General features: G+C 76.6%; 17 protein-coding genes. 4 read left to right on the forward strand and 13 right to left on the reverse strand.

Going from position 1 to position 22,032, the window contains the following annotated elements; all coding sequences use genetic code 11:
- Window positions 1–196: 196 nt before the first annotated feature.
- The 12 genes from ACI783_RS01530 to mraZ form a co-directional block, all read right to left on the reverse strand.
- Window positions 197–868 carry a cell division protein FtsQ/DivIB gene (locus tag ACI783_RS01530; RefSeq protein WP_457138808.1) on the reverse strand — a complete coding sequence of 224 codons (672 nt, stop codon included), beginning with the start codon at window positions 866–868 and terminating at the stop codon, window positions 197–199.
- A 137-nt stretch (window positions 869–1,005) separates the two neighbouring features.
- On the reverse strand, window positions 1,006–2,466 hold the full coding sequence (murC, locus tag ACI783_RS01535) for a UDP-N-acetylmuramate--L-alanine ligase (protein WP_457138809.1): 1,461 nt from the start codon (window positions 2,464–2,466) through the stop codon (window positions 1,006–1,008).
- A gap of 57 nt (window positions 2,467–2,523) precedes the next feature.
- A complete protein-coding gene (gene murG, locus ACI783_RS01540) occupies window positions 2,524–3,690 on the reverse strand; it encodes an undecaprenyldiphospho-muramoylpentapeptide beta-N-acetylglucosaminyltransferase (protein ID WP_457138810.1) in 1,167 nt (388 codons plus the stop codon).
- Window positions 3,687–5,381 (reverse strand): putative lipid II flippase FtsW, encoded by a 1,695-nt coding sequence (ftsW, locus tag ACI783_RS01545; RefSeq protein WP_457138811.1) that lies wholly within the window; start codon window positions 5,379–5,381, stop codon window positions 3,687–3,689. Before ftsW ends, murG begins: the two co-directional genes overlap by 4 nt.
- Before the next feature lie 24 nt (window positions 5,382–5,405).
- Complete coding sequence (murD, locus tag ACI783_RS01550) at window positions 5,406–6,863, reverse strand: UDP-N-acetylmuramoyl-L-alanine--D-glutamate ligase (RefSeq protein ID WP_457138812.1); 1,458 nt, start codon at window positions 6,861–6,863, stop codon at window positions 5,406–5,408.
- Window positions 6,864–6,874: 11 nt separating this feature from the next.
- On the reverse strand, window positions 6,875–7,951 hold the full coding sequence (mraY, locus tag ACI783_RS01555; RefSeq protein ID WP_457084036.1) for a phospho-N-acetylmuramoyl-pentapeptide-transferase: 1,077 nt from the start codon (window positions 7,949–7,951) through the stop codon (window positions 6,875–6,877).
- Entirely contained in the window at window positions 7,948–9,405 is a 1,458-nt protein-coding gene (locus tag ACI783_RS01560) for a UDP-N-acetylmuramoyl-tripeptide--D-alanyl-D-alanine ligase (protein WP_457138813.1), read from the reverse strand. The genes mraY and ACI783_RS01560 overlap by 4 nt, the downstream gene beginning before the upstream one ends.
- A complete protein-coding gene (locus ACI783_RS01565; RefSeq protein WP_457138814.1) occupies window positions 9,402–10,967 on the reverse strand; it encodes a UDP-N-acetylmuramoyl-L-alanyl-D-glutamate--2,6-diaminopimelate ligase in 1,566 nt (521 codons plus the stop codon). Before ACI783_RS01565 ends, ACI783_RS01560 begins: the two co-directional genes overlap by 4 nt.
- Before the next feature lie 119 nt (window positions 10,968–11,086).
- Window positions 11,087–12,940 (reverse strand): peptidoglycan D,D-transpeptidase FtsI family protein, encoded by a 1,854-nt coding sequence (locus tag ACI783_RS01570; RefSeq protein ID WP_457138815.1) that lies wholly within the window; start codon window positions 12,938–12,940, stop codon window positions 11,087–11,089.
- 3 nt (window positions 12,941–12,943) lie between these two features.
- Window positions 12,944–13,534, reverse strand: coding sequence for a hypothetical protein (locus tag ACI783_RS01575; RefSeq protein ID WP_457138816.1), 591 nt, complete (start codon window positions 13,532–13,534; stop codon window positions 12,944–12,946).
- Entirely contained in the window at window positions 13,531–14,532 is a 1,002-nt protein-coding gene (gene rsmH, locus ACI783_RS01580; protein WP_457138817.1) for a 16S rRNA (cytosine(1402)-N(4))-methyltransferase RsmH, read from the reverse strand. The genes ACI783_RS01575 and rsmH overlap by 4 nt, the downstream gene beginning before the upstream one ends.
- 432 nt (window positions 14,533–14,964) lie before the next feature.
- The gene (gene mraZ, locus ACI783_RS01585) at window positions 14,965–15,399 is read right to left on the reverse strand and encodes a division/cell wall cluster transcriptional repressor MraZ (RefSeq protein WP_457080880.1); all 435 of its coding nucleotides are present in this window, start codon (window positions 15,397–15,399) and stop codon (window positions 14,965–14,967) included.
- A 248-nt stretch (window positions 15,400–15,647) separates the two neighbouring features.
- Here mraZ and ACI783_RS01590 point away from each other — a divergent pair, with 248 nt between their 5' ends.
- The 4 genes from ACI783_RS01590 to ACI783_RS01605 all read left to right on the forward strand — a co-directional run bounded on the left by ACI783_RS01590 (window position 15,648) and on the right by ACI783_RS01605 (window position 21,426).
- Window positions 15,648–16,697 carry an AAA family ATPase gene (locus tag ACI783_RS01590; RefSeq protein ID WP_457138818.1) on the forward strand — a complete coding sequence of 350 codons (1,050 nt, stop codon included), beginning with the start codon at window positions 15,648–15,650 and terminating at the stop codon, window positions 16,695–16,697.
- A gap of 25 nt (window positions 16,698–16,722) precedes the next feature.
- Window positions 16,723–18,066 carry a DUF58 domain-containing protein gene (locus ACI783_RS01595; RefSeq protein ID WP_457138819.1) on the forward strand — a complete coding sequence of 448 codons (1,344 nt, stop codon included), beginning with the start codon at window positions 16,723–16,725 and terminating at the stop codon, window positions 18,064–18,066.
- On the forward strand, window positions 18,063–20,390 hold the full coding sequence (locus ACI783_RS01600) for a transglutaminase family protein (protein ID WP_457138820.1): 2,328 nt from the start codon (window positions 18,063–18,065) through the stop codon (window positions 20,388–20,390). Before ACI783_RS01595 ends, ACI783_RS01600 begins: the two co-directional genes overlap by 4 nt.
- A gap of 79 nt (window positions 20,391–20,469) precedes the next feature.
- Window positions 20,470–21,426 (forward strand): ribose-phosphate diphosphokinase, encoded by a 957-nt coding sequence (locus ACI783_RS01605; RefSeq protein WP_457138821.1) that lies wholly within the window; start codon window positions 20,470–20,472, stop codon window positions 21,424–21,426.
- Between the two features lie 91 nt (window positions 21,427–21,517).
- Here the strand turns inward: ACI783_RS01605 and ACI783_RS01610 are convergent, their stop codons facing one another.
- The gene (locus tag ACI783_RS01610; protein WP_457080891.1) at window positions 21,518–21,928 is read right to left on the reverse strand and encodes a DUF3040 domain-containing protein; all 411 of its coding nucleotides are present in this window, start codon (window positions 21,926–21,928) and stop codon (window positions 21,518–21,520) included.
- Window positions 21,929–22,032 lie beyond the last annotated feature (104 nt).

Raw genomic sequence — 22,032 nt, forward strand, 5'->3', positions numbered from 1 at the left:
TCACTCGCTGTGACGACCCGCGCCCAGCACGTCTCATGTCCAGGTGCAGACGACCCGGTCGCCCATCGGTGCGCCACGTCCGGGAACCCCCCTGGACATTTTCTGGCCCGGGCGTGTCGCTGCGCGCGGCGCGTCGCCCGCAGGTGGACGACCGGACCCGGTTCCGTCCAGCTCCCGCCGACGGCGACGCGCCGGCTCAGCGCAGGACGACGGCGTCGGGCGTGCTCACGTCGAGGGTGTCGGCGGGGTCGAGACTCCCGGCGTCGATCTGCTCCAGCAGCGCGTCGAGCACCTCGGCCTTGCGCTCGGTCCGGGCGGCGCTGCCCCACAGCACCGCCCGCCCGTCGGTCAGGGTGAGGGTGACGTCGTCCGGACCGGTCGCGGAGACCGCGGTGACCTGACCACGCACGTCATCCGGGAGCGCGGTGAGCGCGCCCAGCGCGGCGGTGGTGGCGGCGTCGTCCGGGCCCGGATCGCGGACGTCGAGCGGGACGACCCCGTCGGGCACCGGTCCGGTGATGGTGTCGAACACGACGCCGGTGGCGTCCATCAGCTGGCGGCGACCGGCGTCGGAGACGACCGCGACCGGGCGTCGCTCGACCACGGTGACCACCACCGTGTCCGGCCAGCCGCGGGTGACCTCGACCGAGGCGACCGGCGGCAGCCGGCCGACCCGCTCGGCGGCGCCGGCGGTGTCGACCCGGACCAGCGGGGTGCCCTCGGCGATCCCGGCACTGGCGACGACCTGCTCGGGCGAGAGGGTGACCGCACCGTCGACGCGGACCTCCTGCACGGCCAGCACCGGCGAGCCGAGGAGCAGCCAGGCGACCGCGGCGACCAGGCCCGTGGCCACGGCTGCGGCGGCCACCAGGCGGCGCCTGGACCGGGCCGGCCCGCGCGACCGGCGCCGGGGACGCAACGGCGTGACCGAGCTCGCCCCCCGCCCCGGGGCCGCCCCGCGCCGGACCGACCGGGCCCGGTCCCGCGTGGTCGACCCCGTGCGGTTCACCGGGGGGCCACCGGCGCGGCGATCCCCTCGGTCCCCGGCTCCGGCTCGGCGATCGCGGCCAGGATCTCCGGGCCGACCATGGAGACGTCCCCGGCGCCCATGGTGACCACCAGGTCGCCGGGGCGGGCCCGGGCGGCCATCGCCGGCGCGGCCGCCGACCACGACGGCTCGAACGCCACCCGACCGGCCGGCAGGGGCACCGCCTGGGCGACCAGCGCACCGGTCACCCCGGGCACCGGGTCCTCGCGGGCGCCGTAGATGTCCATCACGACCACCTCGTCGGCCAGCCCCAGCGCCGTCCCGAAGCCGACGGCGAACTCCGCGGTGCGGCTGTACAGGTGCGGCTGGAAGAGCACCAGCAGACGGCCGGACCCGGTCACCGCCCGGGCGGCGCGCAGCTGGGCCGCCACCTCGGTGGGGTGGTGGGCGTAGTCGTCGTAGACCCGCACGCCGGCTGCGGTGCCCTTCAGCTCGAACCGGCGGTGCACACCGCCGAACCGGCCCAGGCCGCCGATCAGCCCGGCGGCGGGGAGGCCCAGCTCCAGCCCGGTCAGCAGCGCCGCCGCGCTGTTGAGCGCCATGTGCTCACCCGGCAGCTGGAGGTGCACCTCCCCGAGCACCCGGCCGTCCAGGACGGCGGTGTAACGGGTGCCGTCGGGCCCGACCCGCACGTCGGCGAGGCGCAGGTCCGCGTCGTCGCCCTGGCCGTAGGTGCGCACCCGGGCCGGCGCCCCGACCCCGGCGAGCCGGGCGGCGCCCGGGTCGTCGGCGCAGAGCACCAGGAACCCGTCAGCGGGCACGGTCTGCACGAAGGTGTCGAAGGCGGCCTCGACGGCGGCCAGGTCGCCGTAGTTGTCCAGGTGGTCGGCCTCGACGTTGGTCACGATCGCCGCGCGGGGGGCCAGGAGCAGGAAGGAGCGGTCGCTCTCGTCGGCCTCGGCGACGAACACGTCGCCCTCCCCCGCGTGCGCGTTGGAGCCGGACTCGTTGAGCGTGCCGCCGATGGCGAAGGACGCGTCGACGCCGCAGGCCTGCACCGCCACGGTCAGCATCGACGTCGTCGACGTCTTGCCGTGCGTGCCGGCGACCGCGACGCTCCGCCGGCCGGCCATCACCGCGGCCAGCGCCACCGCGCGGGGCACGACCCGCAGGCCCCGCTCGCGGGCGGCGACCAGCTCGGGGTTCTCCGCCCGGATGGCGGTGGAGACGACGACCGTGGCGGCGTCGCCGAGGTGGGCCGCGTCGTGGCCGACCTCGACCCGGGCGCCCAGGGCTGCCAGCGCGCGCAGCGCCGGGGAGTCGCGGCGGTCGCTGCCGGAGACCCGCAGGCCCCGGGCCAGCATGATCCGGGCGATCCCGCTCATGCCGGCACCGCCGATGCCGATGAAGTGCACCGCCCCGAGGTCGTCCAGCGCCGGGATCGGCTCCCGCCAGGCGGCGACGTCCGCTGCGCTCATCGCTCCACTCCGGGCTCGTTCCGCTCCTCGGTCGCTGGCGCTCCCCGCGATGCTCGCTCACCCGTCGCCATCGCAGCGCTCACTTCCCACCACTCCCAGCACCATGTCGGCCAGTCTCTCGTCCGCGTCCCGGGCTCCCGCCGCGGCGGCGTGCCCGGCCAGCGCGGACAACCGTGCCGGGTCGGTGAGCAACGGCACCAGCTCCGCGGCGATCCACTCCGGCGTCAGGTCCGCGTCGGCCACCAGCAGCCCACCGCCGGCCTCGACCACCGGCAGCGCGTTCAGCCGCTGCTCGCCGTTGCCGATCGGCAGCGGCACGAACGCCGCGGGCAGCCCGACCGCGGACAGCTCGGCGACGGTCACCGCGCCCGAGCGGCACAGCGCCAGGTCGGCCGCAGCGTAGGCGAGGTCCATCCGGTCCAGGTAGTCGACGACGACGTAGGGCGCGGCACCGGCCGGCCGGGCGGGCACCGCGACGTCGGTGTTCTTCGGCCCCCGCGCGTGCAGCACCTGCACACCCGCGGCGGTGAGCGCGTCGGCGGCGGACACCGCGGCCCGGTTCAGCGAGGCCGCCCCCTGGGAGCCGCCGAAGACCAGCAGGGTGGGGCGGTCGGGGTCGAGGCCGAAGGTGGCCCGCGCCTCGGCGCGCCGCGCCGTCCGGTCCAGCCCGCTGATCGAGGTGCGCAGCGGCATCCCGACGTGCTCCCCACCGCGCAACGGCGTGCCGGGGACGGTGACCGCGACCCGGGCGGCCAGCCGGGCCCCGACCCGGTTGGCCAGGCCGGGCAGCGCGTTCTGCTCGTGCACCACCACCGGGATGCCCGCCCGCCGGGCGCCCAGGTAGGCGGGCAGCGCGACGTACCCGCCGAACCCGACGACGACGTCGGCGCCGAGGTCGGTGAGCAGCGCGCGGGTCTCCCCCACGGCGCGGCGCACCCGTCCGGGCACGCGGAGCAGGTCGACGGTCGGCTTGCGGGGCAGCGGCACCGGCGGGATGAGGCGCAGGTCGTAGCCGCGGGCCGGGACCAGCCGGGTCTCCATGCCGCGGGCGGTGCCCAGGCAGGTGACCCGCGGGGCGCCACCGGGTGCGGACGTGCGCCGGGTGAGCGCGTCGGCGAGGGCGAGCATCGGCTCGATGTGGCCGCCGGTGCCGCCTCCGGCGAGCACCACGTGGACGCCGGAGGGCACCCCGGCGGGGCCGGGGGCGGGGTGGGGCTGGGTCACTGCGGGCGTCCTGGCCGTTCCGTTCTCGGGCGGGACCGTGGGACCGACCGGCCCCGCGCCCCGGGAGCCGCCCCCGCGGCACGGCGGTCGCGGGGGTCGACGGGAGCGGGCACGGCCGGGGTGCGGCCGCGGTCGGTCGGGCGGTCACCGGCGGGCTGCCGGCCCCGCCCAGTCTGCCGTTGGACCACGTTCGGGCGCGCGTCCGGGGCGCCGGCCCACGGCGGCGGGGCAGCGCCGCGCGGCCCCCGGGGGGCGGCCCGCACGGCCTCCTGCTCCTGCGTGCGCAGCCCCGGCACCCGGGTCACCGTGCGGCCCTGGCGCCGCCGACCGGCGTCGGCCACCGACTCGGGCCCGGGACCCCGGCGGGCAGCCCGGCGCCGGCGGGACGGGGGCGGGTCGACCGGGGCGGCCGGGATCGGGAGCAGCAGCCGGGCCGCCCAGCCGCGGCGGCTGGCGCGCTGGTGGGCGATCGCGGCCGGCTCGGACCGGGCGAAGCGGGCGAGCAGCCCGATGACGAAGAGGGTGAGCACCAGCGAGGTGCCGCCGGCCGAGATGAGCGGGAGCGTGACACCGGTGACCGGCAGCAGCCCGACCACGTAGCCCATGTTCATCGTGGCCTGCCCGATCAGCCAGAAGGTGATCGCGACGCTGGCCAGCTGGACGAACCGGTCGGTGCTGCGACGGGCGATCCGGAAGCCCGCGTAGGCGAGCAGCCCGTAGAGGCCGACCACCACCAGGCAGCCGAGGAAGCCCAGCTCCTCCCCGATGATGGCGAAGATGTAGTCGGACTCCGCGTGCGGCAGCAGGTTCCACTTCATCGCGCTGTTGCCCAGCCCGACGCCCCACACCCCGCCGGTGGCCAGCGCGTAGAAGCCGCGGATCGCCTGCATGCCGTTGCCCAGCGGGTCGGCGAAGGGGTCGAGGAACGAGGTGACCCGGGCCATCCGGTAGGGCGCCACCGCGACCATCACCGCGACCAGCGCGGCGACCACCCCGACGGAGCCGACGATGTACCGGCGGGATAGCCCGCCGGCCCACATCAACCCGGCGACGACCAGGCCCAGGCTGACCACGGCGCCCATGTCCGGCTCGGCGAGCAGCAGCAGGCACATGAGGAGGAAGACCGGGATGACCGGCACCAGCAGCGAGCGGGTCGTCAGGTACCGCTCGCGCACGGCGATGACGTGCGCGCCCCAGAGCGCGAAGACCAGCTTGGCCAGCTCCGAGGGCTGGAAGTTGGTGACCTTGAGGTCGATCCAGGCCCGGGACCCGTTGAGCTCCAGGCCGATGCCGGGGATCAGCACGATCAGCAGGAGGAAGAAGACCAGCAGCATGCCGCGGCCGGACCACTGCCGGATGCGCCCGACCGGCAGCCGCATCGCCACGAGCATCCCGGCCAGGCCGATCAGGGCGAAGACCAGCTGCCGGACGCCGGGCAGCCAGGCGGGCTGACCGGAGGTGGCCGCCTCGATCGCGGAGGCGGAGAACACCATGACCAGGCCGATGGCCAGCAGCATGCCGGCCGAGCCGAGGACCAGGTGCGAACTGGTCATCGGCCCCTCGAGCCAGGCCGGGCCGCGCAGCCGCCAGCGGACCCCGCCGGCCGGCCGGTCGTCCTCGGTCCGGTCGCCGGGGCGCCGGTCACCGGTGGGGTCGGCGCGCGGGCCGCCTTCGCGGGTGGTCGCGGTCATCGGCCGCTCACGGTCGCACTGCCCTCAGACCAGCGCGCGGACCGCGTCGGCGAAGGCGCGACCCCGGTGCGCGTAGTCGGTGAACACGTCCATCGAAGCGGCGGCCGGGGCGAGCAGCACCGTGTCGCCGGGGCCGGCCAGCCGCACCGCGGCCGCCACCACCTGACGCATCACCTCGTCGCCGTACGTCACACGGCCCCCATCGGTCACCACCGCCCCATCGTCGCCGCTGGGGACCACGGTGCGCGGGACCGCCGGGGCGTGTCGCGCGAGAGACCGGGCGAACTGCTCCCGGTCCCGGCCCAGCAGCACCACCCCGGCCAGCCGCGGGGCGACCGCGGCGACCAGCGGGTCGACGTCGGCGCCCTTGAGCAGCCCCCCGGCGATCCAGACCACCCGCGGGTAGGCGGCCAGCGAGGCGGCGGCGGCGTGCGGGTTGGTGGCCTTGCTGTCATCGACGAAGTCCACGCCGTCGACGGTGCCGACCAGCACGGTGCGGTGGGCGCCACCGCGGAAACCGGCCAGGCCCCGGGCGATGTCGGCCGGTGCGATGCCGGCCACCCGGGCCAGCGCGGCCGCGGCCAGCGCGTTCACCGTGTTGTGCGGTCCGCGGACCTGCAGGGTGTCCAGCCCGGCGAGCACCTCACCGGCGGGCGCGGTGGCGAACGCGCGGTCGACCAGCGCGCCCGAGCGGACGCCGAGCTGGCCGCGAGCGGGTTCGTCGAGGGTGACCGTGATCGGGCGCCGGTGCCGGGCGACCAGGGCCGAGGCGACCGGGTCGCCCGCATCGGCGACCGCGACCGGGGCGTGCAGCAGCAGCCGGGCCTTCGCGTCGCGGTAGGCGGCCGGCGAGCCGTGCCAGTCGACGTGGTCGTCGGCGACGTTGAGCACGCAGGCCCCGGCCGGCGCGATCGAGGACGACCAGTGCAGCTGGAAGCTGGACAGCTCCACCGCCAGGGCGTCGTAGGCCGGGGCGCCGTCGGCGTCGGTGGCGGTGACCACCTCGACCAGCGGCCGCCCGACGTTGCCGGCGGCGACCGCGCGCCGCCCGCCGGCCTGCAGCACCGCCTCCAGCATCGTGACGGTGGTGGTCTTGCCGTTGGTGCCGGTCACCGCGTACCAGGGCGCGGGCTCACCGTCGGGGCCGGGCAGCCGCAGCCGCCAGGCCAGTTCCGGCTCCCCCACGACCTCCAGCCCGCGGGCCGCGGCGGCGAGCAGCAGCGGGTTGTCCGGACGCCACCCCGGGGAGGTGACCACCAGGTCGACGTCCTCGGGCGGCTCGGTCAGCGGCCCGAGCCAGCGGGCGCCGGCGGCGACCAGTTCCGCCACCACCGCGGGCTCGGCGGCGTCGGTCAGCGCGACGTGCGCGCCGCGGGCCAGCAGCACCCGGGCGGCGGCCGCACCGGAGACGCCGAGGCCGGCGACCAGGACTCGGTCGGGGACTCGGTCGGGGACGCGGGAGGAGTCGGTCGGGGAGGTCACCGGCCCAGCCTTCACAGTCCGGCGAAGGAGAGCCAGTCGGCGTAGAACAGCCCCAGGCCGAAGGCCACCGCCATGCCGGTGACCAGCCAGAACCGCACGATGACGGTGTTCTCCGCCCAGCCGGCCAGCTCGAAGTGGTGGTGCAGCGGCGCCATCCGGAAGACCCGGCGCCGGGTGGCCCGGAAGAAGCCGACCTGGATCACCACCGACAGGGTCACCGCGACGAACAGCCCGCCCAGCACCACCAGCAGCAGCTCGGTGCGGGTGACGATCGCCAGCCCGGCCATCAGACCACCCAGGGCCAGCGACCCGGTGTCGCCCATGAAGATCCGCGCCGGCGAGGTGTTCCACCACAGGAAGCCCAGACAGGCACCCATCGCCGCGGCGGCGACGAGGGTGACGTCGAGCGGGTCGCGGACGGTGTAGCAGCCGTCGACCAGCTCGGTGGCGCAGTCGTGACCGAACTGCCAGAACGAGATGATCACGTAGCTGGCGAAGACCATCGCCGAGCAGCCGGCGGCCAGCCCGTCCAGCCCGTCGGTGAGGTTCACGGCGTTGGAGAAGCCGGCGATGAACAGGTACGCGAAGGCGACGAACAGGAACGCCGGCAGGGTCAGTGGCGCGATGTCCCGGACGAAGGAGACCGCCGTGGTGGCGACCGCGGCGCCCTGGTCGTCCTGGATGAGCGCGAGGACGGCGAAGGTCACCCCGATCACCAGCTGCCCGACCAGCTTGGCGGTCTTGTTCAGGCCCAGGCTGCGCCGGTACCGGATCTTGAGGTAGTCGTCGAGGAAGCCGACGGTGCCCAGGCCGATGAGCAGGAACAGCAGCAGCAGCCCGGTGGCGGTCACACCCCGCCCGGGCTGGTTGATGAGGAACAGGTGGGCGATCAGGTAGCCGCCGACGGTGGCCAGCACCATGACGGTGCCACCCATGGTCGGGGTGCCCTTCTTCGCCAGGTGGCTCTGCGGGCCGTCGTCCCGGATCTCCTGGCCGAACCCGTGCCGGCGGAACGCCTTGATCGCCAGCGGGGTCAGCAGGATCGAGATGACCAGCCCGAAGGCGGCCGCGACGAGGACGGACTTCACGCGCCGGCCCCGGGGTCGGCGCGTACGTCGGCGGCAGGCACCTCGGCGGCGAGGACGTCGGCGGCCAGCTGCTCCAAGGCGTAGGCCCGGGAGGCCTTGACCAGCACCACGTCGCCCGGGGCGAGCACCTCGGCCAGCAACCGCCGGGCTGTCTCCCGGTCGGGCACGTGCACCACTTCCTCCTGTGTGTGGGCTGCCGCGGAGTCGGCAGCGCCGCTCGCCGTCCGTTCGGCGAGCGCGCCGGTGTGCAGCCCGATGGCGTCGTCGCCCACGGAGACGAGCAGGTCCACGCCGCCGCGCACGACGTCCCGGCCCAGCCGGGCGTGCTCGGCGTCGGCGCCGGGGCCCAGCTCCCCCATCGCGCCGAGCACCGCGATGCGGCGGCGCCCGGGCAGCTGGGCGAGCGCGGCGAGCGCGGCGCGCATCGACTCCGGGTTGGCGTTGTAGGCGTCGTTGACGACGGTGACCCCGTCGGCGCGGCGGGTGACCTCCATCCGCCAGCGGCTGCGCGGGCCGGCGGCGGACAGGGCGGCGGCGACCGCCGCCGGGGTCATCCCGGCCGCCAGCGCGGCACCGGCCGCGGACAGCGCGTTGGCCACCTGGTGCACACCGACGACCTGCAGCTGCACCGGGTGCTCCTCGCCCGCGGCCACCAGGGTGAACCGGGCGCGGGCGGAGTCGTCGAGGGCGACGTCGACCGCGCGCACGTCGGCCCCGGCGCCGAGCCCGGTGCGCAGCACCGTCGCCGCGGTGCGCGGCGCCATGCCGGCCACTCGGGCGTCGTCGTCGTTGAGCACCGCGGTGCCCTCGGCGGGCAGCGCCTCGACCAGCTCGCCCTTGCTCTGGGCGATCACCTCGGCGCTGCCGAACTCGCCCAGGTGGGCGGAGCCGACGTTGAGCACCACCCCGATGTGCGGGCGGGCGATCCGGCAGAGCCGGGCGATGTGCCCGGGCCCCCGCGCGCCCATCTCCAGCACCAGGAAACGGGTCGCGGCGTCGGCGGTGAGGACGGTGAGCGGCAGCCCGATGTCGTTGTTGAACGACCCCTGCGGGCTGACCGTGGGGCCGGCGGCAGCGAGCACCTGGCCGAGCAGGTCCTTGGTGGACGTCTTCCCCGAGGAGCCGGTGATGCCGACGGTGACCAGCCCACCGGCGACCAGCCGGCGGTGCACCTCGGCGGCCAGCCGGCCCAGCGCGGTCACCGGGTCGGCGACGACGACGGTGGGCAGCGCGGGGTCGGCCCGGGTGGCCAGCGCACCGACCGCGCCGGCCGCCGCCGCGGCCGGCAGGTAGTCGGCGCCGTCCACCCGCTCCCCCGGCACCGCGACGAACAGGTCGCCGGCCGCCAGCGCGCGCGAGTCGGTGACCACCGAACCGGAGACGGTCGGCGCGCCGGCGCCGGCCAGCTCGCCGCCGACGGCGGCGGCCACCTCGGCCAGGGTGAGGGGGATCATGCGTCCACCCGCGCGGAGAGCACCTCGCGCAGCACGGTGCGGTCGTCGAAGGGGAACACCTGCCCTGCCACCTCCTGCCCGGTCTCGTGACCCTTGCCGGCCACCAGGAGCGTGTCACCCGGGCGGGCGAGCGCGACCGCGGCGGCCAGCGCCTCACGCCGGTCACCGACCTCGAGCACCTCGGCCCGCCGGTCCGCCGGCACGCCGGCGGTCCCGGCGCGGACGGCGGCGCGGATGGCCGCCGGGTCCTCCGAGCGCGGGTTGTCGTCGGTGATGACCAGCACGTCGCTGCCGGCTGCCGCGGCCGCGCCCATCGCCGGGCGCTTACCGGGGTCGCGGTCACCGCCGCAGCCCAGCACGGTCAGCAGCCGGCCAGGAGTCGCGCCGCGCAGGGCGTCCAGCGCGGTGGTCACGGCGTCCGGGGTGTGCGCGTAGTCGACGACGGCGACGAACTGCTGGCCGGCGTCGACCGGCTCCATCCGGCCGGGCACCACGGTCTCGGCGAGGCCGGCGACCGCTGCCTCGACCGGGACGCCCACGGCGTCGAGCAGCGCGACGGCGAGGACGGCGTTGGCCACGTTGAAGGCGCCCGGGAGGCGCAGCCGAGCGGGCCAGGAGCGGCCACCGGGCCCGTGCAGGGTGAACCGGGAGCCCCCGGCCGGCAGGGAGCTGACGTCGGTGGCCGACCAGTCGGCGGCGTACTCCTGGGTGGCGGCGTCCCGGGTCGAGACGGTGACCGTGCCGGAGCGGGTCAGGCGGCGGCCGTACGGGTCGTCGACGTCGACGACCTCGACCGCCGCGCGCCCGTCGAACAGCCGCGCCTTGGCGGCGAAGTAGCTCTCCATGTCGCCGTGGTGGTCGAGGTGGTCGCGGGAGAGGTTGGTGAAGCCCGCAGCGGCGAAGCGCACCCCGCCGACGCGGTCCAGCGACAGCGCGTGGCTGGAGACCTCCATGACCACGGCGCGCACGCCGGACTCGACCATCGTCGCCAGCAGGGCGTGCAGGTCGGGCGCCTCCGGGGTGGTCCGGGCGCTGGGCAGCGTGGTGGTCGTCGGGGTCCCGTCGGGGCCGGAGCCGCGCGTGCGCGTCTGCACCGTCCCGATCAGCCCGCTGGTCCAGCCGGCCGCGGACAGCCCGGCCTCGACCAGGTAGGCCGTCGTCGTCTTGCCGTTCGTGCCGGTGATGCCCAGCACGCTCAGCTGCTCGCTGGGCCGGCCGTACACCCGGCCGGCGACCGGGCCCAGCACCGCCCGGGGTCCGTCGACCACGCAGACCGGCAGCCCGGTCGCCCGGGCGTCGTCGGCCCCGGCGGGGTCGGTGAGGACGGCGGCCGCCCCGCGCTCGGCGGCGTCGGCGGCGAACCGGGCGCCGTGGGTGCGCGCGCCGGGCAGCGCCGCGTAGAGGTCGCCGGGGCGGACCTCGCCCGAGGCGTGGGTCACGCCGGTGACGGCGGTGCCGGGGTCGCCCTGGACCGGGTTCCCGACGAGGTCGGCGAGCTCGGTGAGGCGGAGCGGGCGGGTCCCCGCGGGCCGGGGCACCGAGCCGGGGACGGTCGGGGTCACGACAGGCCAATCTACCGGCGCCGGGCGCCGTGCCCCGGCCGCCCACCCCTGCCCGTGTCGCGCGCCGTCCGTGCCCGCCGGACGACCGGCCGGGGCCCGGCCGGTCGGCGGCTGGCCGGTCAGGGGACCGAGAGGGTGAAGTCCGGGCGCGGCGTGCCCGAGGGCACCACGCCACCGGCGGTGAGCGCGTACCGCATCACGTCGGCGAAGACCGGCGCGGCGACCTGACCGCCCTCGGCGTCGCTGGTCGGGCGCTCCAGGTCCACGGCCACGACGTACTGCGGGTCGTCGGCGGGGGCGTAGCCGACGAAGGTGGTGAAGTAGCCGCCGCCCGCGTAGCAGCCGCACTCGGGGTTGGCCCGCTGGGCCGTGCCGGTCTTCCCGGCCACCCGGAACCCGTCGACCTCACCCAGCGGTGCGGTGCCGCCGGGCCCGACGACCGCCTCGAGCATGTAGGTGAGCTGGTCGGCGGTGTCCTCGCTGACCACCCGGGTCGCCTCCGGCCGCGGCGCCTCGGTGACGGTGCCGTCGGCGGCGGTCACCGAGTCGACCAGCCGCGGCGGGATGCGCACCCCGCCGTTGGCGAGGGTCTGGTACACCGACGCCATCTGCAGGGTCGTCACCGACACGCCCTGGCCGATCGGCACGTTGGCCGCCCGGCTGGCCGTCCACTCCGCGGAGTCCTGCAGGATGCCGGCGCTCTCCCCCGGCAGCTCGATCCCCGTCTTCGAGCCGATGCCGAAGGCACGCAGATAGCGCTCGAACGTGCTGTCGCCGACCTCCCGGGCCAGCATGATCGTGCCGACGTTGCTGGACTTGGCCAGGATGCCGGTCACGGTGAAGTCGATGGGCGCGTGGTCGTGCGCGTCGGTGACGACGACGTCGCCGGCCTGGATGTGACCGTTGACGTTGAGCACCGTGTCGGCCCGGGCCTTGCCCTCCTCCACCGCCGCGGCGAGGGTGACCGCCTTCATCACCGAACCGGGCTCGTACACCTCCGAGACCACCGGGTTGCCCAGCAGCTCGGGGTCGGTGGTGTTGTAGGAGCCGGGGTCGTACCCGGGACAGCCGGCCATGGCGACCACCTCGCCGGTGGCCACCTCCTGCACCACGGCCGAGGCGGTGGTGGTGAAGCCGTCCGAGCAGGCGACGTCCAGGCGCTGCTGGACGACGAACTGCAGATCCTCGTCGAGGGTGAGCGCGACGCTGCTGCCGTCGACGGCGGGCACGGTGTCGTCGATGCCCGACGGGATCGGGTTGCCCCGGCCGTCGACCTCGATCCGCTCCTCGCCGTCGGTGCCCGACAGCACGTCCTCGTAGCGCTGCTCGATGCCGGCCAGCCCCGCGCCGTCGCGCCCGACGAAGCCGACCACCTGGCCGCCGACCGCACCGGCCGGGTAGAGCCGCACCGGGTCGTCCTCGAAGAAGAGGCCCTGCCGCTCCTCCAGCGCGCGGATCCGGCCGGTCACCTCGGTGGAGACCCGCTCGGCGAGCACCACGTACCGGCTCTCCCGGGAGAGCTTCTCGGTCAGCTCGGCGGCCGGGACGTCGAGCAGCGTGGTCAGCGCCAGGGCGGTGCGCGCCGGGTCCTCGACCAGCGTGGGGTCGGCGACCACCCGTTCGGCGTCCACCGAGTAGGCCAGCAGCTGGCCGTCGCGATCGGTGATCTGCCCGCGGACGGCGGCGATCGGGTAGACCTTCATCCGGTCGTTCTCCGCCGCCTGCGCGTAGGGCGCGCCGTCGACGCCCTGCAGCACGACGAGCTTGGCCAGCACGACCACCAGCAGGGTGACCAGGAACGCCAGGCCCCACCGGTTGCGCTGGTCGCGCTGGTCCAGGCCCAGCGGCTCCCGACGCCCGCCCTCCCGCCGGGGCCGCAGGCCGCCGGCGCGGCCGGCCGGACCGGTGGGTCGCGACGGGGCCCGCCGGGCCGTGCCCGGGCGGAACGGGGGCGGAGGACCTGCTGGCGGCACGGATCAGTTCCCGGGGGTCTGGTTGCTCTGCGGGGAGTCGGCGTTCTGCGGGGAGTCGGCGTTCTGCGGGGAGTCGGGGTCGGCGGGCTCGGGGGCGGGCGCGGGGACGGCGGTCCCGACGAGCACCGAGGTGCCGTCGGGCTGGAGCACGAGGTGCCCGGCGGAGCCGGGTGGGACCAGGCCCCCCTCGGTGGCGGCGCGGGCCAGCTCGGCTGCACTGTCGGCAGCGACGACCCGCTGCTCCAGTCGAGCCACCTCCTGGGCCTGCTCCGCGTTCGCCGTCCGCTGGCGGGTGGCCTCCAGGGAGTCGACGGCGATGGCGGTGTTGAGCAGGAGCAGACCCAGCGTGGTGGCGACCAGCAGGCCGACGACGAGGAGCGCGAAGGGCGCCCGCCGTCGGCGCGTGGTGCGGGAGGGGCGCGGGGTGGGGCGGGAGGCCCCGGCGTCCCCGGGCACCAGCCGCAGCTGCGGCCTGGGCACCGGGCCGCTGCGCCGGGTCGGTGCGGTGCGTGGCACGTGGACCGGCCCGGTGGTGGCGGTGCGGGCACGCGGCGCGCCGACCCGTCCGGCCGTCGTCCGTGCCGGGGCGCTCACGCGGCCCTCCGGACCCGCTCGGCGGCGCGCACCCGGGCCGAGGCGGCCCGCGGGTTGACCGCGATCTCGTCCTCGCCGGGGGCCTCGCCGCCACGGGTGACCAGGCGGAGCACCGGCGCGTGCTCCGGCATGGGCACCGGCATCCCGGGCGGGGTGCGGTCGGTCGCCTCGGCGGCGAGGGTCTGCTTCACGATGCGGTCCTCGAGGGAGTGGAAGCTGATGACGGCCACCCGGCCACCGACGGCGAGCGCGTCGATGGCGGCCGGGAGGGCACGGGTGAGGACGCCGAGCTCGTCGTTGACCTCGATGCGCAGGGCCTGGAAGGTCCGCTTGGCCGGGTGTCCCCCGGTCCGCCGGGTGGCCGCCGGGATGGCGTCGCGGACCAGCTCGGCCAGCCGGGCGGTGCCGGTGAACGGCTCGCGCGCCCGCTCGCGCTCGATGGCGGAGGCGATCCGGCCGGCGAACCGCTCCTCGCCGTAGACCCTCAGCACCCGGATCAGCTCGCCGCGGCTGTAGGTGTTGACCACGTCGGCGGCGGTGCGGGGGGCACCGGGGTCCATCCGCATGTCCAGCGGGGCGTCGGTGGAGTAGCTGAACCCGCGGGTGGGGCGGTCCAGCTGCAGCGAGGAGACGCCGAGGTCGAACAGGACGCCCTGGACCTCGTCCACCCCCAGGTCGGCGAGGACGTCGGGCAGCTCGTCGAAGACGGCGGGCACCAGCGTGGCGCGCTCGGCGCAGCCGGCGGCCGCGATCCGCGCCGCGGCCTCGGCGCGGGCGTCGGGGTCGCGGTCCAGGCCGATCAGCCGCAGCTCCGGGTGGGCGCGCAGCAGCGCCAGGGAGTGGCCGGCCAGTCCGAGGGTGCAGTCGACCAGCACCGCACCGGGGGCCTGCAGGGCCGGGCTGAGGAGCTCGGTCACCCGGTGCAGGAGCACCGGCACGTGCACGGCCGGGCCGGTGGCCGCTGCGCCGTCCGGGAGGTCGTCCGGGGTGGTGCTCATCGACGGACTCCTCTCCGGGCGCGTGGTCTCGGGCGGGGCGGGACGGGACGGCGGTGGGGCTCAGGGGGTGGGGCTCAGGGGGTGGGGCTCGGCGGTGTGGCGGGTGGGTGGGGCGCAGTGGGGGCGGTGGAGTGGGGTGGAGCCCCGGTGGGTGCTCGGTGGGGGTCCACCCGGGCCCGCCGCCCCGCTGGGCCCGCCTGGCGCCGGGGAAGCGGTACCAGGTGGAGCCCTGCTGGGGCGGCGCGGGCGGGTGGTGCGGGACGTCGAGCCGGGGGGAAGTCGGCTCGCTGTCCGGGGGCCCGAGCCGGGAGGAAGCCGGCTCGGAACCCGGTGGGTCGAGCCGCGGGGAAGTCGGCTCGGCCCGGTGGGTGGGTCGGTGGTGCACGTCGGGGGTGCAGGTCGGGGGTGGGGGCTGGTGGGGTGCTGACGGGCTCAGGAGAGGGTCGGCATCCCCTCGCTCTCCATGGCGGCGAAGACGGCTTCCTGCTCGGCCACGTAGGCGTCCCAGGTGGCGCTGTCCCAGATCTCGAACCGGGTGTCGACGCCGACGACCACGACGTCGCGGTCCAGGCCGGCGTACTCGCGGAGGCTGGCCGGGATGGTGATGCGGCCGGTCTTGTCCGCCTCCACCTCGACCATCGAGCCGAAGCTCATCCGGGCGTGCATGCGGGCGGCGTTGGTGTCGGCGGGGGCCATCGCCTTCAGCGCGGCGCTCTGCTCGGCGACCCGGGCCATGGTGAGGCCGTAGATGCAGCGCTCCTGGCCCTTCTTGATCACCATGCCGTCGGCCACCAGCTCGCGGTAGCGGACCGGGAGTGCGAGCCGGCCCTTCTCGTCGAGGCGCAGGGGGTAGCTGCCGACGAACACCGGATCACCCCCCGCATCTGTCCTCCCGTGGCTCTGCCGGCCCCTTCCGTGGTCCCGGCCTCCCCATCCGGCGACACATTAACCCACTGGCCCCCACTGGACACCACTCCGCATCGTGTCGCCCCCTCTGCTCCACCGCCCTCCACCGGACTCCCCCGGCGGGCCGCTCCGGCCGCCCCGGCGCCCCCGGGCGCACCCCCGCCCGCCGGGCGCCCCACCGGCGGGTTTTCGCACGTACCGTGGGCCGGGTGACGGAGGGCACCACGGAGCTGGATCCGCGAGCGGCCGGGGCGGGGCTCGGGGTGCTGGGCGCGCCCCCGGACGGCGCCGGGACGCACCCCGCCGGGATCGACCCCGCCGACGTCGACATCGCGGCCGCGGGTGCGCAGCTCGCCGCCTCGATCAGCCGGGTGGTGGAGGGCAAGCCCGACGTCGTCCGGCTGGCCCTGGTCGTCCTGCTGGCCGAGGGGCACCTGCTCATCGAGGACGTCCCCGGCGTCGGCAAGACCACGCTGGCCAAGGCGCTGGCCCGGTCCATCGACGGCACCGTGCGCCGGATCCAGTTCACCCCGGACCTGCTGCCCAGCGACGTCACCGGCGTCGCGGTCTACGACCAGGAGAGCCGGGCCTTCGAGTTCAAGCCCGGCGCCGTCTTCGCCAACGTCGTCGTCGCCGACGAGATCAACCGCGCCTCGCCCAAGACCCAGTCGGCCCTGCTGGAGTGCATGGAGGAGCGGCAGGTCACCGTCGACGGCGTCACCTACGAGCTGGCCCGTCCGTTCATGGTGGTGGCCACCCAGAACCCGCTGGAGATGGAGGGCACCTACCCCCTCCCCGAGGCGCAGCGCGACCGGTTCACCGCCCGGGTCTCGATGGGCTACCCCGACCGGGACGCGGAGCTGGCGATGCTCGACGAGCGCTCCAGCACCGATCCGCTGGGCGAGCTGACCCCGGTCATCGACGCGGCGGGCATCCGCGCCCTGGTCAGCGCCGTCAGCCGGCTGCACGTGGCCGAGCCGTTGCGCCGCTACGTCGTGGCGCTGGTGGAGGCCACCCGCCGCTCCCCCGACCTGCGGCTGGGCGCCTCGCCGCGGGCCGGTCTGCAGTTGCTGCGGGCCGCCCGGGCGGCGGCGGCGCTGGCCGGCCGCGACCACGTGCTCCCCGACGACGTCCAGGCGATGGCGGTGCCGGTGCTCGCCCACCGGCTGCTGCTCAGCCAGGACGCCGCGATGGCCCGCCGGGACACCCAGCGCGTGGTCAGCGACCTGCTCGCCACCGTCCCGGCCCGCGGCCGCTGAGCCCGGCGCCTCCCGAGGTCATCCGGTGGCACGCACCCGGCTCAGCGACGCCGTCTCCTCCCTGACCCTGCGCGGCCGGTGCCTGGTGGCCGCCGGGGCCACCCTCGCGGCGCTCGGCGCGCTGCTCGGCGAGCGCACGCTGCTCCAGCTGGCGCTCTTCGTCCTCGCCCTGCCGGTGCTCTCCGCCGTCGGGGTGGCCCGGCAGCGCTTCCGGCTGGCCTCCCGCCGCTCGGTCACCCCCGGCCGGGTGCCCCGCGGCAGCGACGCCGAGGTGCTGCTGGAGGTGACCAACACCGACCGGCATCCCGGCGGCCTGTGGCTCCTCGACGAGCAGGTGCCCGGCGAGCTCGGCGTCCGGCCGCACTTCGTGGTCGAGCGGCTGGCCGCCGGCGCCACCGCCGCGCTGCGGTACCGGGTGCACGGGGCCCGGCGCGGCCGGTTCGCGCTCGGCCCGCTGCGGCTGCGGCTGGTCGACCCCTTCGGCCTGGTGCTGCGCAGCGCCGCCGGCGCCGACACCGCCGCGCTGGTCGTCGTCCCCCGAGTGCGCCCGCTGTCCGGCGCCGGCCCGCTCTCCGGCGGCGGCGGCACCGGAGGGGAGGGCGCCCGCCGGTCGATCGCCGTCCACGGGGAGGACGACGTCAGCACCCGTGAGTACCGCCACGGCGACGACCTGCGGATGGTGCACTGGCGGGCCACCGCCCGCACCGGCGAGCTGATGGTGCGGCTGGAGGAGCGGCCCTGGCGGGCGTCGGCGACGCTGCTGCTGGACTGCCGGGCGACCGGTCACCTGCTCGGCGGCGCGGTGGCCGGCCCACCCGGCGACCCGGCGCCGCCTCCGGACACCCTGGAGTGGGCGGTCGAGGCCGCGGCGAGCATCGGCAGCCACCTGATCGGCCGCGGTGCCGGGCTGCGGGTGGTCACCGAGGCCGGCGAGCTCCGCCCGGCGACCGGCGCCGGCGCGCTGGGGCCGGGCGAGCTGCTCGACCGGCTGGCCGACCTGGGCCCCTCCCGGCACGCCGGTCTGCAACCGGGGCTGCAGGCGCTGCGCCGGTCCGGGGACGCCGGTCCGGTGATCGCCCTGCTGGGGCTGCTGGGCCCCGAGGACGTGCAGGCGCTGGCCCGGGCGCGGTCCGGCCCGGGGACCCGCCTCGCCGTGCTGGTCGACCCGGCGAGCTGGCTGGACCGCGGCGCGATGCGGGGCCGGCGCCCGCTGGCCCCGGCCGCGCGCGCCCAGGTGGTCGCCCAGCAGCAGCAGGCCGCCGAGGTGCTCGCCGCGGCCGGCTGGCAGGTCGCCCTGGCCCGGGCCGACGCCGGTGTCGACCAGCTGTGGCGGTCCCTCGGCACCCCGGCCGCGCAGGTGCCCGCATGACCCGGCCCGCGCCGTCCCCCACCCCCGCCGAGCGTCCGGGCACAGCGCTGGCCGCCACGGCCGCCGTCGCGCTGGGCAGCCTGGCGCTGGCGCCGGTGTTCGCCGCACCGTCGTGGCTGCCCCCGGTGCTGCTCGTCGTCGTGGCGGTGGGGCTGGGTGGGGTGGCGCTGCGCGCCGGCGCCGCGCGGCTGCCCGACCCGGTCGCCCGCCGGCTGCGACCGCTGGTGCCGCTGGGGCAACTGGCCCTCGTGCTGACCGCCCTCACCGTCGTCTTCGCGCCGGACGGGGCGTGGGCCGGGGTGATACCGACCCCGGGCAGCGTCGGGGAGCTGGCCGGGTTGCTCGCCGACGGCACCGAGGAGATCCGCGAGCAGGCGACGCCGGCGCTGCCGCTGGCCGGGCTGGTCGCGCTCACCGCCGTCTTCGTGGCGCTGGTCGCCCTCGCCGTCGACCTGCTCGCCGTGCCGGCCCGGCAGCCGGCGCTGGGCAGCCTGGGCCTGCTGGTCCTCTACTGCGTGCCGGTCAGCACGATCACCGGCGACGTCGCGCTCGTCGCCTTCCTCGGCCCGGCGACCGGGTTCGCCCTGCTGCTGTGGGCCGACCAGCGCGCCCGGCTGACCCCCGGTGCGCGGGCGGGCAGCGGCTCGCCGCTGGGCACCGGCACGCTGTCGGCGCTGCGCACCGGTGCGATCGCGCTGGTGCTGGGGGTGGTGCTGTCGGCCGTCGTGCCCACGCTGTCCGAGGGCTCGCTGGCTGCCCGGTGGGGCACCGGCGGCCAGGGCACCGGCACCGCGCTGGACCCGGTGGCCGAGATGCGGGGGCAGCTCAACCGGCCGACCCCGATCGACCTGCTCAGCGTGCGGTCCGACGGCGACCTCGGCTACCTGCGCTCGGTGGTCCTCGACCGCTTCACCGCCGACGGCTGGGAGCGGGGCAACGCCGACGGCCGACGCTCCATCGCCGGTGACGACTCCCTCGCGCCGCTGCCCGGCGGCGCGGCCCGCGAGCGGGTGACGGCGCGGATCACCGCCGTCGGCCACGACGACCAGTTCCTCCCGGTGCCCTACTCCCTGCAGGAGGTGGACGTCGCCGGCGACGGCGACTGGCGGTTCGACCGCGCCGGTCGCACGGTCTTCGGCCGGGGCACCACCACCGCCGACCTGGCCTACCGGGTCACCGCCGACCGGCCCGACCCGAGCCCGGCGGACCTGGCGGCGGCACCGCCGGCCCAGCCCGGCAGCGACGGCATCGACCGCTACCTCGAGCTGCCCCCGCTGGACCCGGGCGTCACCGGCCTGGTCGACCGGCTGACCTCGCCGGACCAGTCCCCGTACGAGCGGGTGCGGGCGGTCTTCGACCACCTGACCGACCGGGGCAACGGGTTCGTCTACAGCCTCTCCACCCAGCCGGGCACCTCCGGGGACGACCTCGCCGACTTCCTGGAGCGCAAGCGCGGCTACTGCGAGCAGTACGCCGGGGCGATGGCCGTGCTGGTCCGCGCGGCGGGGGTGCCGTCCCGGGTGGTGCTCGGCTACACGCGGGGCCAGGAGCGGCCCGACGGCACCCGGGTGGTCACCAGCGACGACGCGCACGCCTGGGTGGAGGTCTACTTCTCCGGTCAGGGCTGGGTGCCCTTCGACCCGACGCCGATCGACGTCGACCGCGCGGCGCAGCTGCCGTGGGCGCCGCGCGCCGACGCCGTGGCCGCGCAGACGACCGCCCCGGCGGCCCCGAACGCCCCGCTGCCGGCACCGGCCGGGCCCACCGCGCAGCTGGACCGGGACGACCAGTACGTCCCCCTGGCCACCCCGGAGGCGGCGGCCCCCTCGCCCGGCCCCTGGCTGGCCGGCGTGTCCGGTCTGGTGCTGGTGCTGGCGCTGGCCGCGCTGCCGGCCGTCGTCCGGCACCGCCAGCGGCTGGGCCGGCTGGCGGACGGCCGGCCGGCGGCGCTGTGGGACGAGCTGCTGGCGACCGCGACCGACCTGGGCGTGCCGGTGACCGGCGCCGGCACCACCCGGCAGCTGGCCCGGCAGGTCACCGAGCAGGTGACCGGCCCCGGCGGGGCACGGTCTGGTGACACGGCCGGCGCGGTCGACGCCCTGCGGGTGCTCACCACCGCCGAGGAACGGGCCGTCTACGGCCCGCCCGCGACGGCGCCGGCCGACCCGGAACTGCGCGCGGCGACGGCCACGGTGCGGCAGGCGTTGCTGTGCAGCGTGGGACGGCGGCAGCGGCTCGTGGCGGCGGTGTGGCCGGCGTCCACCCTGGCCGATGCCGGTCGCTGGGTGACCGGCCGGGGCGCGCGCCGCCCGCGCTCGGCCTGACCCGGCCGGCCGGGCGGACGCTCGTTACGGTCGTGCTGCCGGCGAGCACGCCGGACCGCCCCGACCCCCGGAGTGCCTCGTGCGCGAGATCGCCGTCTTCGCCGGCAGTGCCCACCCCGAGCTGGCCGGGGAGATGTGCGCCCAGCTGGGCGTGCCGCTGCAGCCGGTGCGGCTGACCCGGTTCGCCAACGACTGCCTCGAGGTGCAGCTGCAGGCCAACTGCCGGGAGCGCGACGTCTTCCTGGTGCAGCCGCTGGTGACCCCGGTGCAGGAGAACCTGGTCGAGCTGCTGCTGATGATCGACGCCGCGCGGGGCGCCTCCGCGGCCCGGATCACCGTGGTCATGCCGCACTACGCCTACGCGCGGTCGGACAAGAAGGACGCGCCCCGGATCTCCATCGGCGGCCGCCTGATCGCCGACCTGCTGGTCGCCGCCGGCGCGAGCCGGGTGCTGGCCATGACGCTGCACTCCCCCCAGGTGCACGGGTTCTTCAGCGTCCCGGTCGACCACCTGCACGCACTGCGGGAGCTGGCCGACCACTTCAGCGCCCTCGACCTGTCGCGCACCACGGTCGTCTCACCGGACCTGGGCAACGCCAAGGAGGCGGCCGCCTTCGCCCGGCGTCTGGGCGTGCCGGTCGCCGCGGGGGCCAAGCAGCGCTACGCCGACGACCGGGTGAGCATCAGCGCGGTCATCGGTGACGTCGCCGGCCGGGACGTGATCGTGCTGGACGACGAGATCGCCAAGGGCAGCACGGTGCTGGAGCTGATCGACCGGCTGCGCGACGCCGGGGCCCGGTCGATCCGGGTGGCGTGCACCCACGGGCTGTTCGCCGCGGGCGCGCTGGAGCGGATCGGCGCCCAGCCGGACGTGCTGGAGATCGTCTGCACCAACACGGTGCCGGTGCCGGCCCGGGGGTCGGAGAAGCTGACCGTGCTCTCGATCGCCCCCGCGTTGGCCCAGGCGGTGCAGCGGATCCACGACGGGGAGTCGGTCAGCGCGCTGTTCGACGCCGTGCCGTCGGCCGTCGGCTGACCGGACCAGGCCACCACCCGGCCGCCGACCGAGACAGTGCAGCCGCCGTCCCGGTGGGCGGCGGCTGCACTGGTGGTCGGGCCTGCGGCGGCTACTGGTCGTAGCGGCGGCGGAAGCGCTCCTCGAGGCGGTTCTTCAGCGGCGGGCGGCCGGCCTTGCTCTTGCCGACCTTGCCGCGGGCGGCCGTGGCGCCCCCGGGTGCGGTCGCGGCCGGGCCTGCCTCGACGGCGCCCGTGGCGGACTTGTAGTTCAGCACGCCGAGGGCGGCACCGCCGAAGGCGATCAGGGAGCCCAGCACGCCGACGACGACGTTGGGCAGGGCCACGCCGCTGACCATCACCGCCAGGCCGACGACGACCAGCAGGGCGCCCAGCTGCACCTTGCGGCGGGCCTTCTGCCGGCGGTCACCGGTGCGGACCGTCGAGGCGAACTTCGGATCGTCGTCGACGAGGGCGCGCTCGATCTGCTCCAGCAGACGCTGCTCGTGCTCGGAGAGCGGCACGTCGACCTCCAGGTGCGCAGTACACAACCCACTGACGACAGTCCGCCTGTGGTGGTTCCGAGGATACGAGCCGTTCGCGGGGTGCGAAAGGCGAGGCGCTCCCG

The sequence above is a fragment of the Modestobacter sp. SYSU DS0511 genome, from assembly GCF_054050755.1.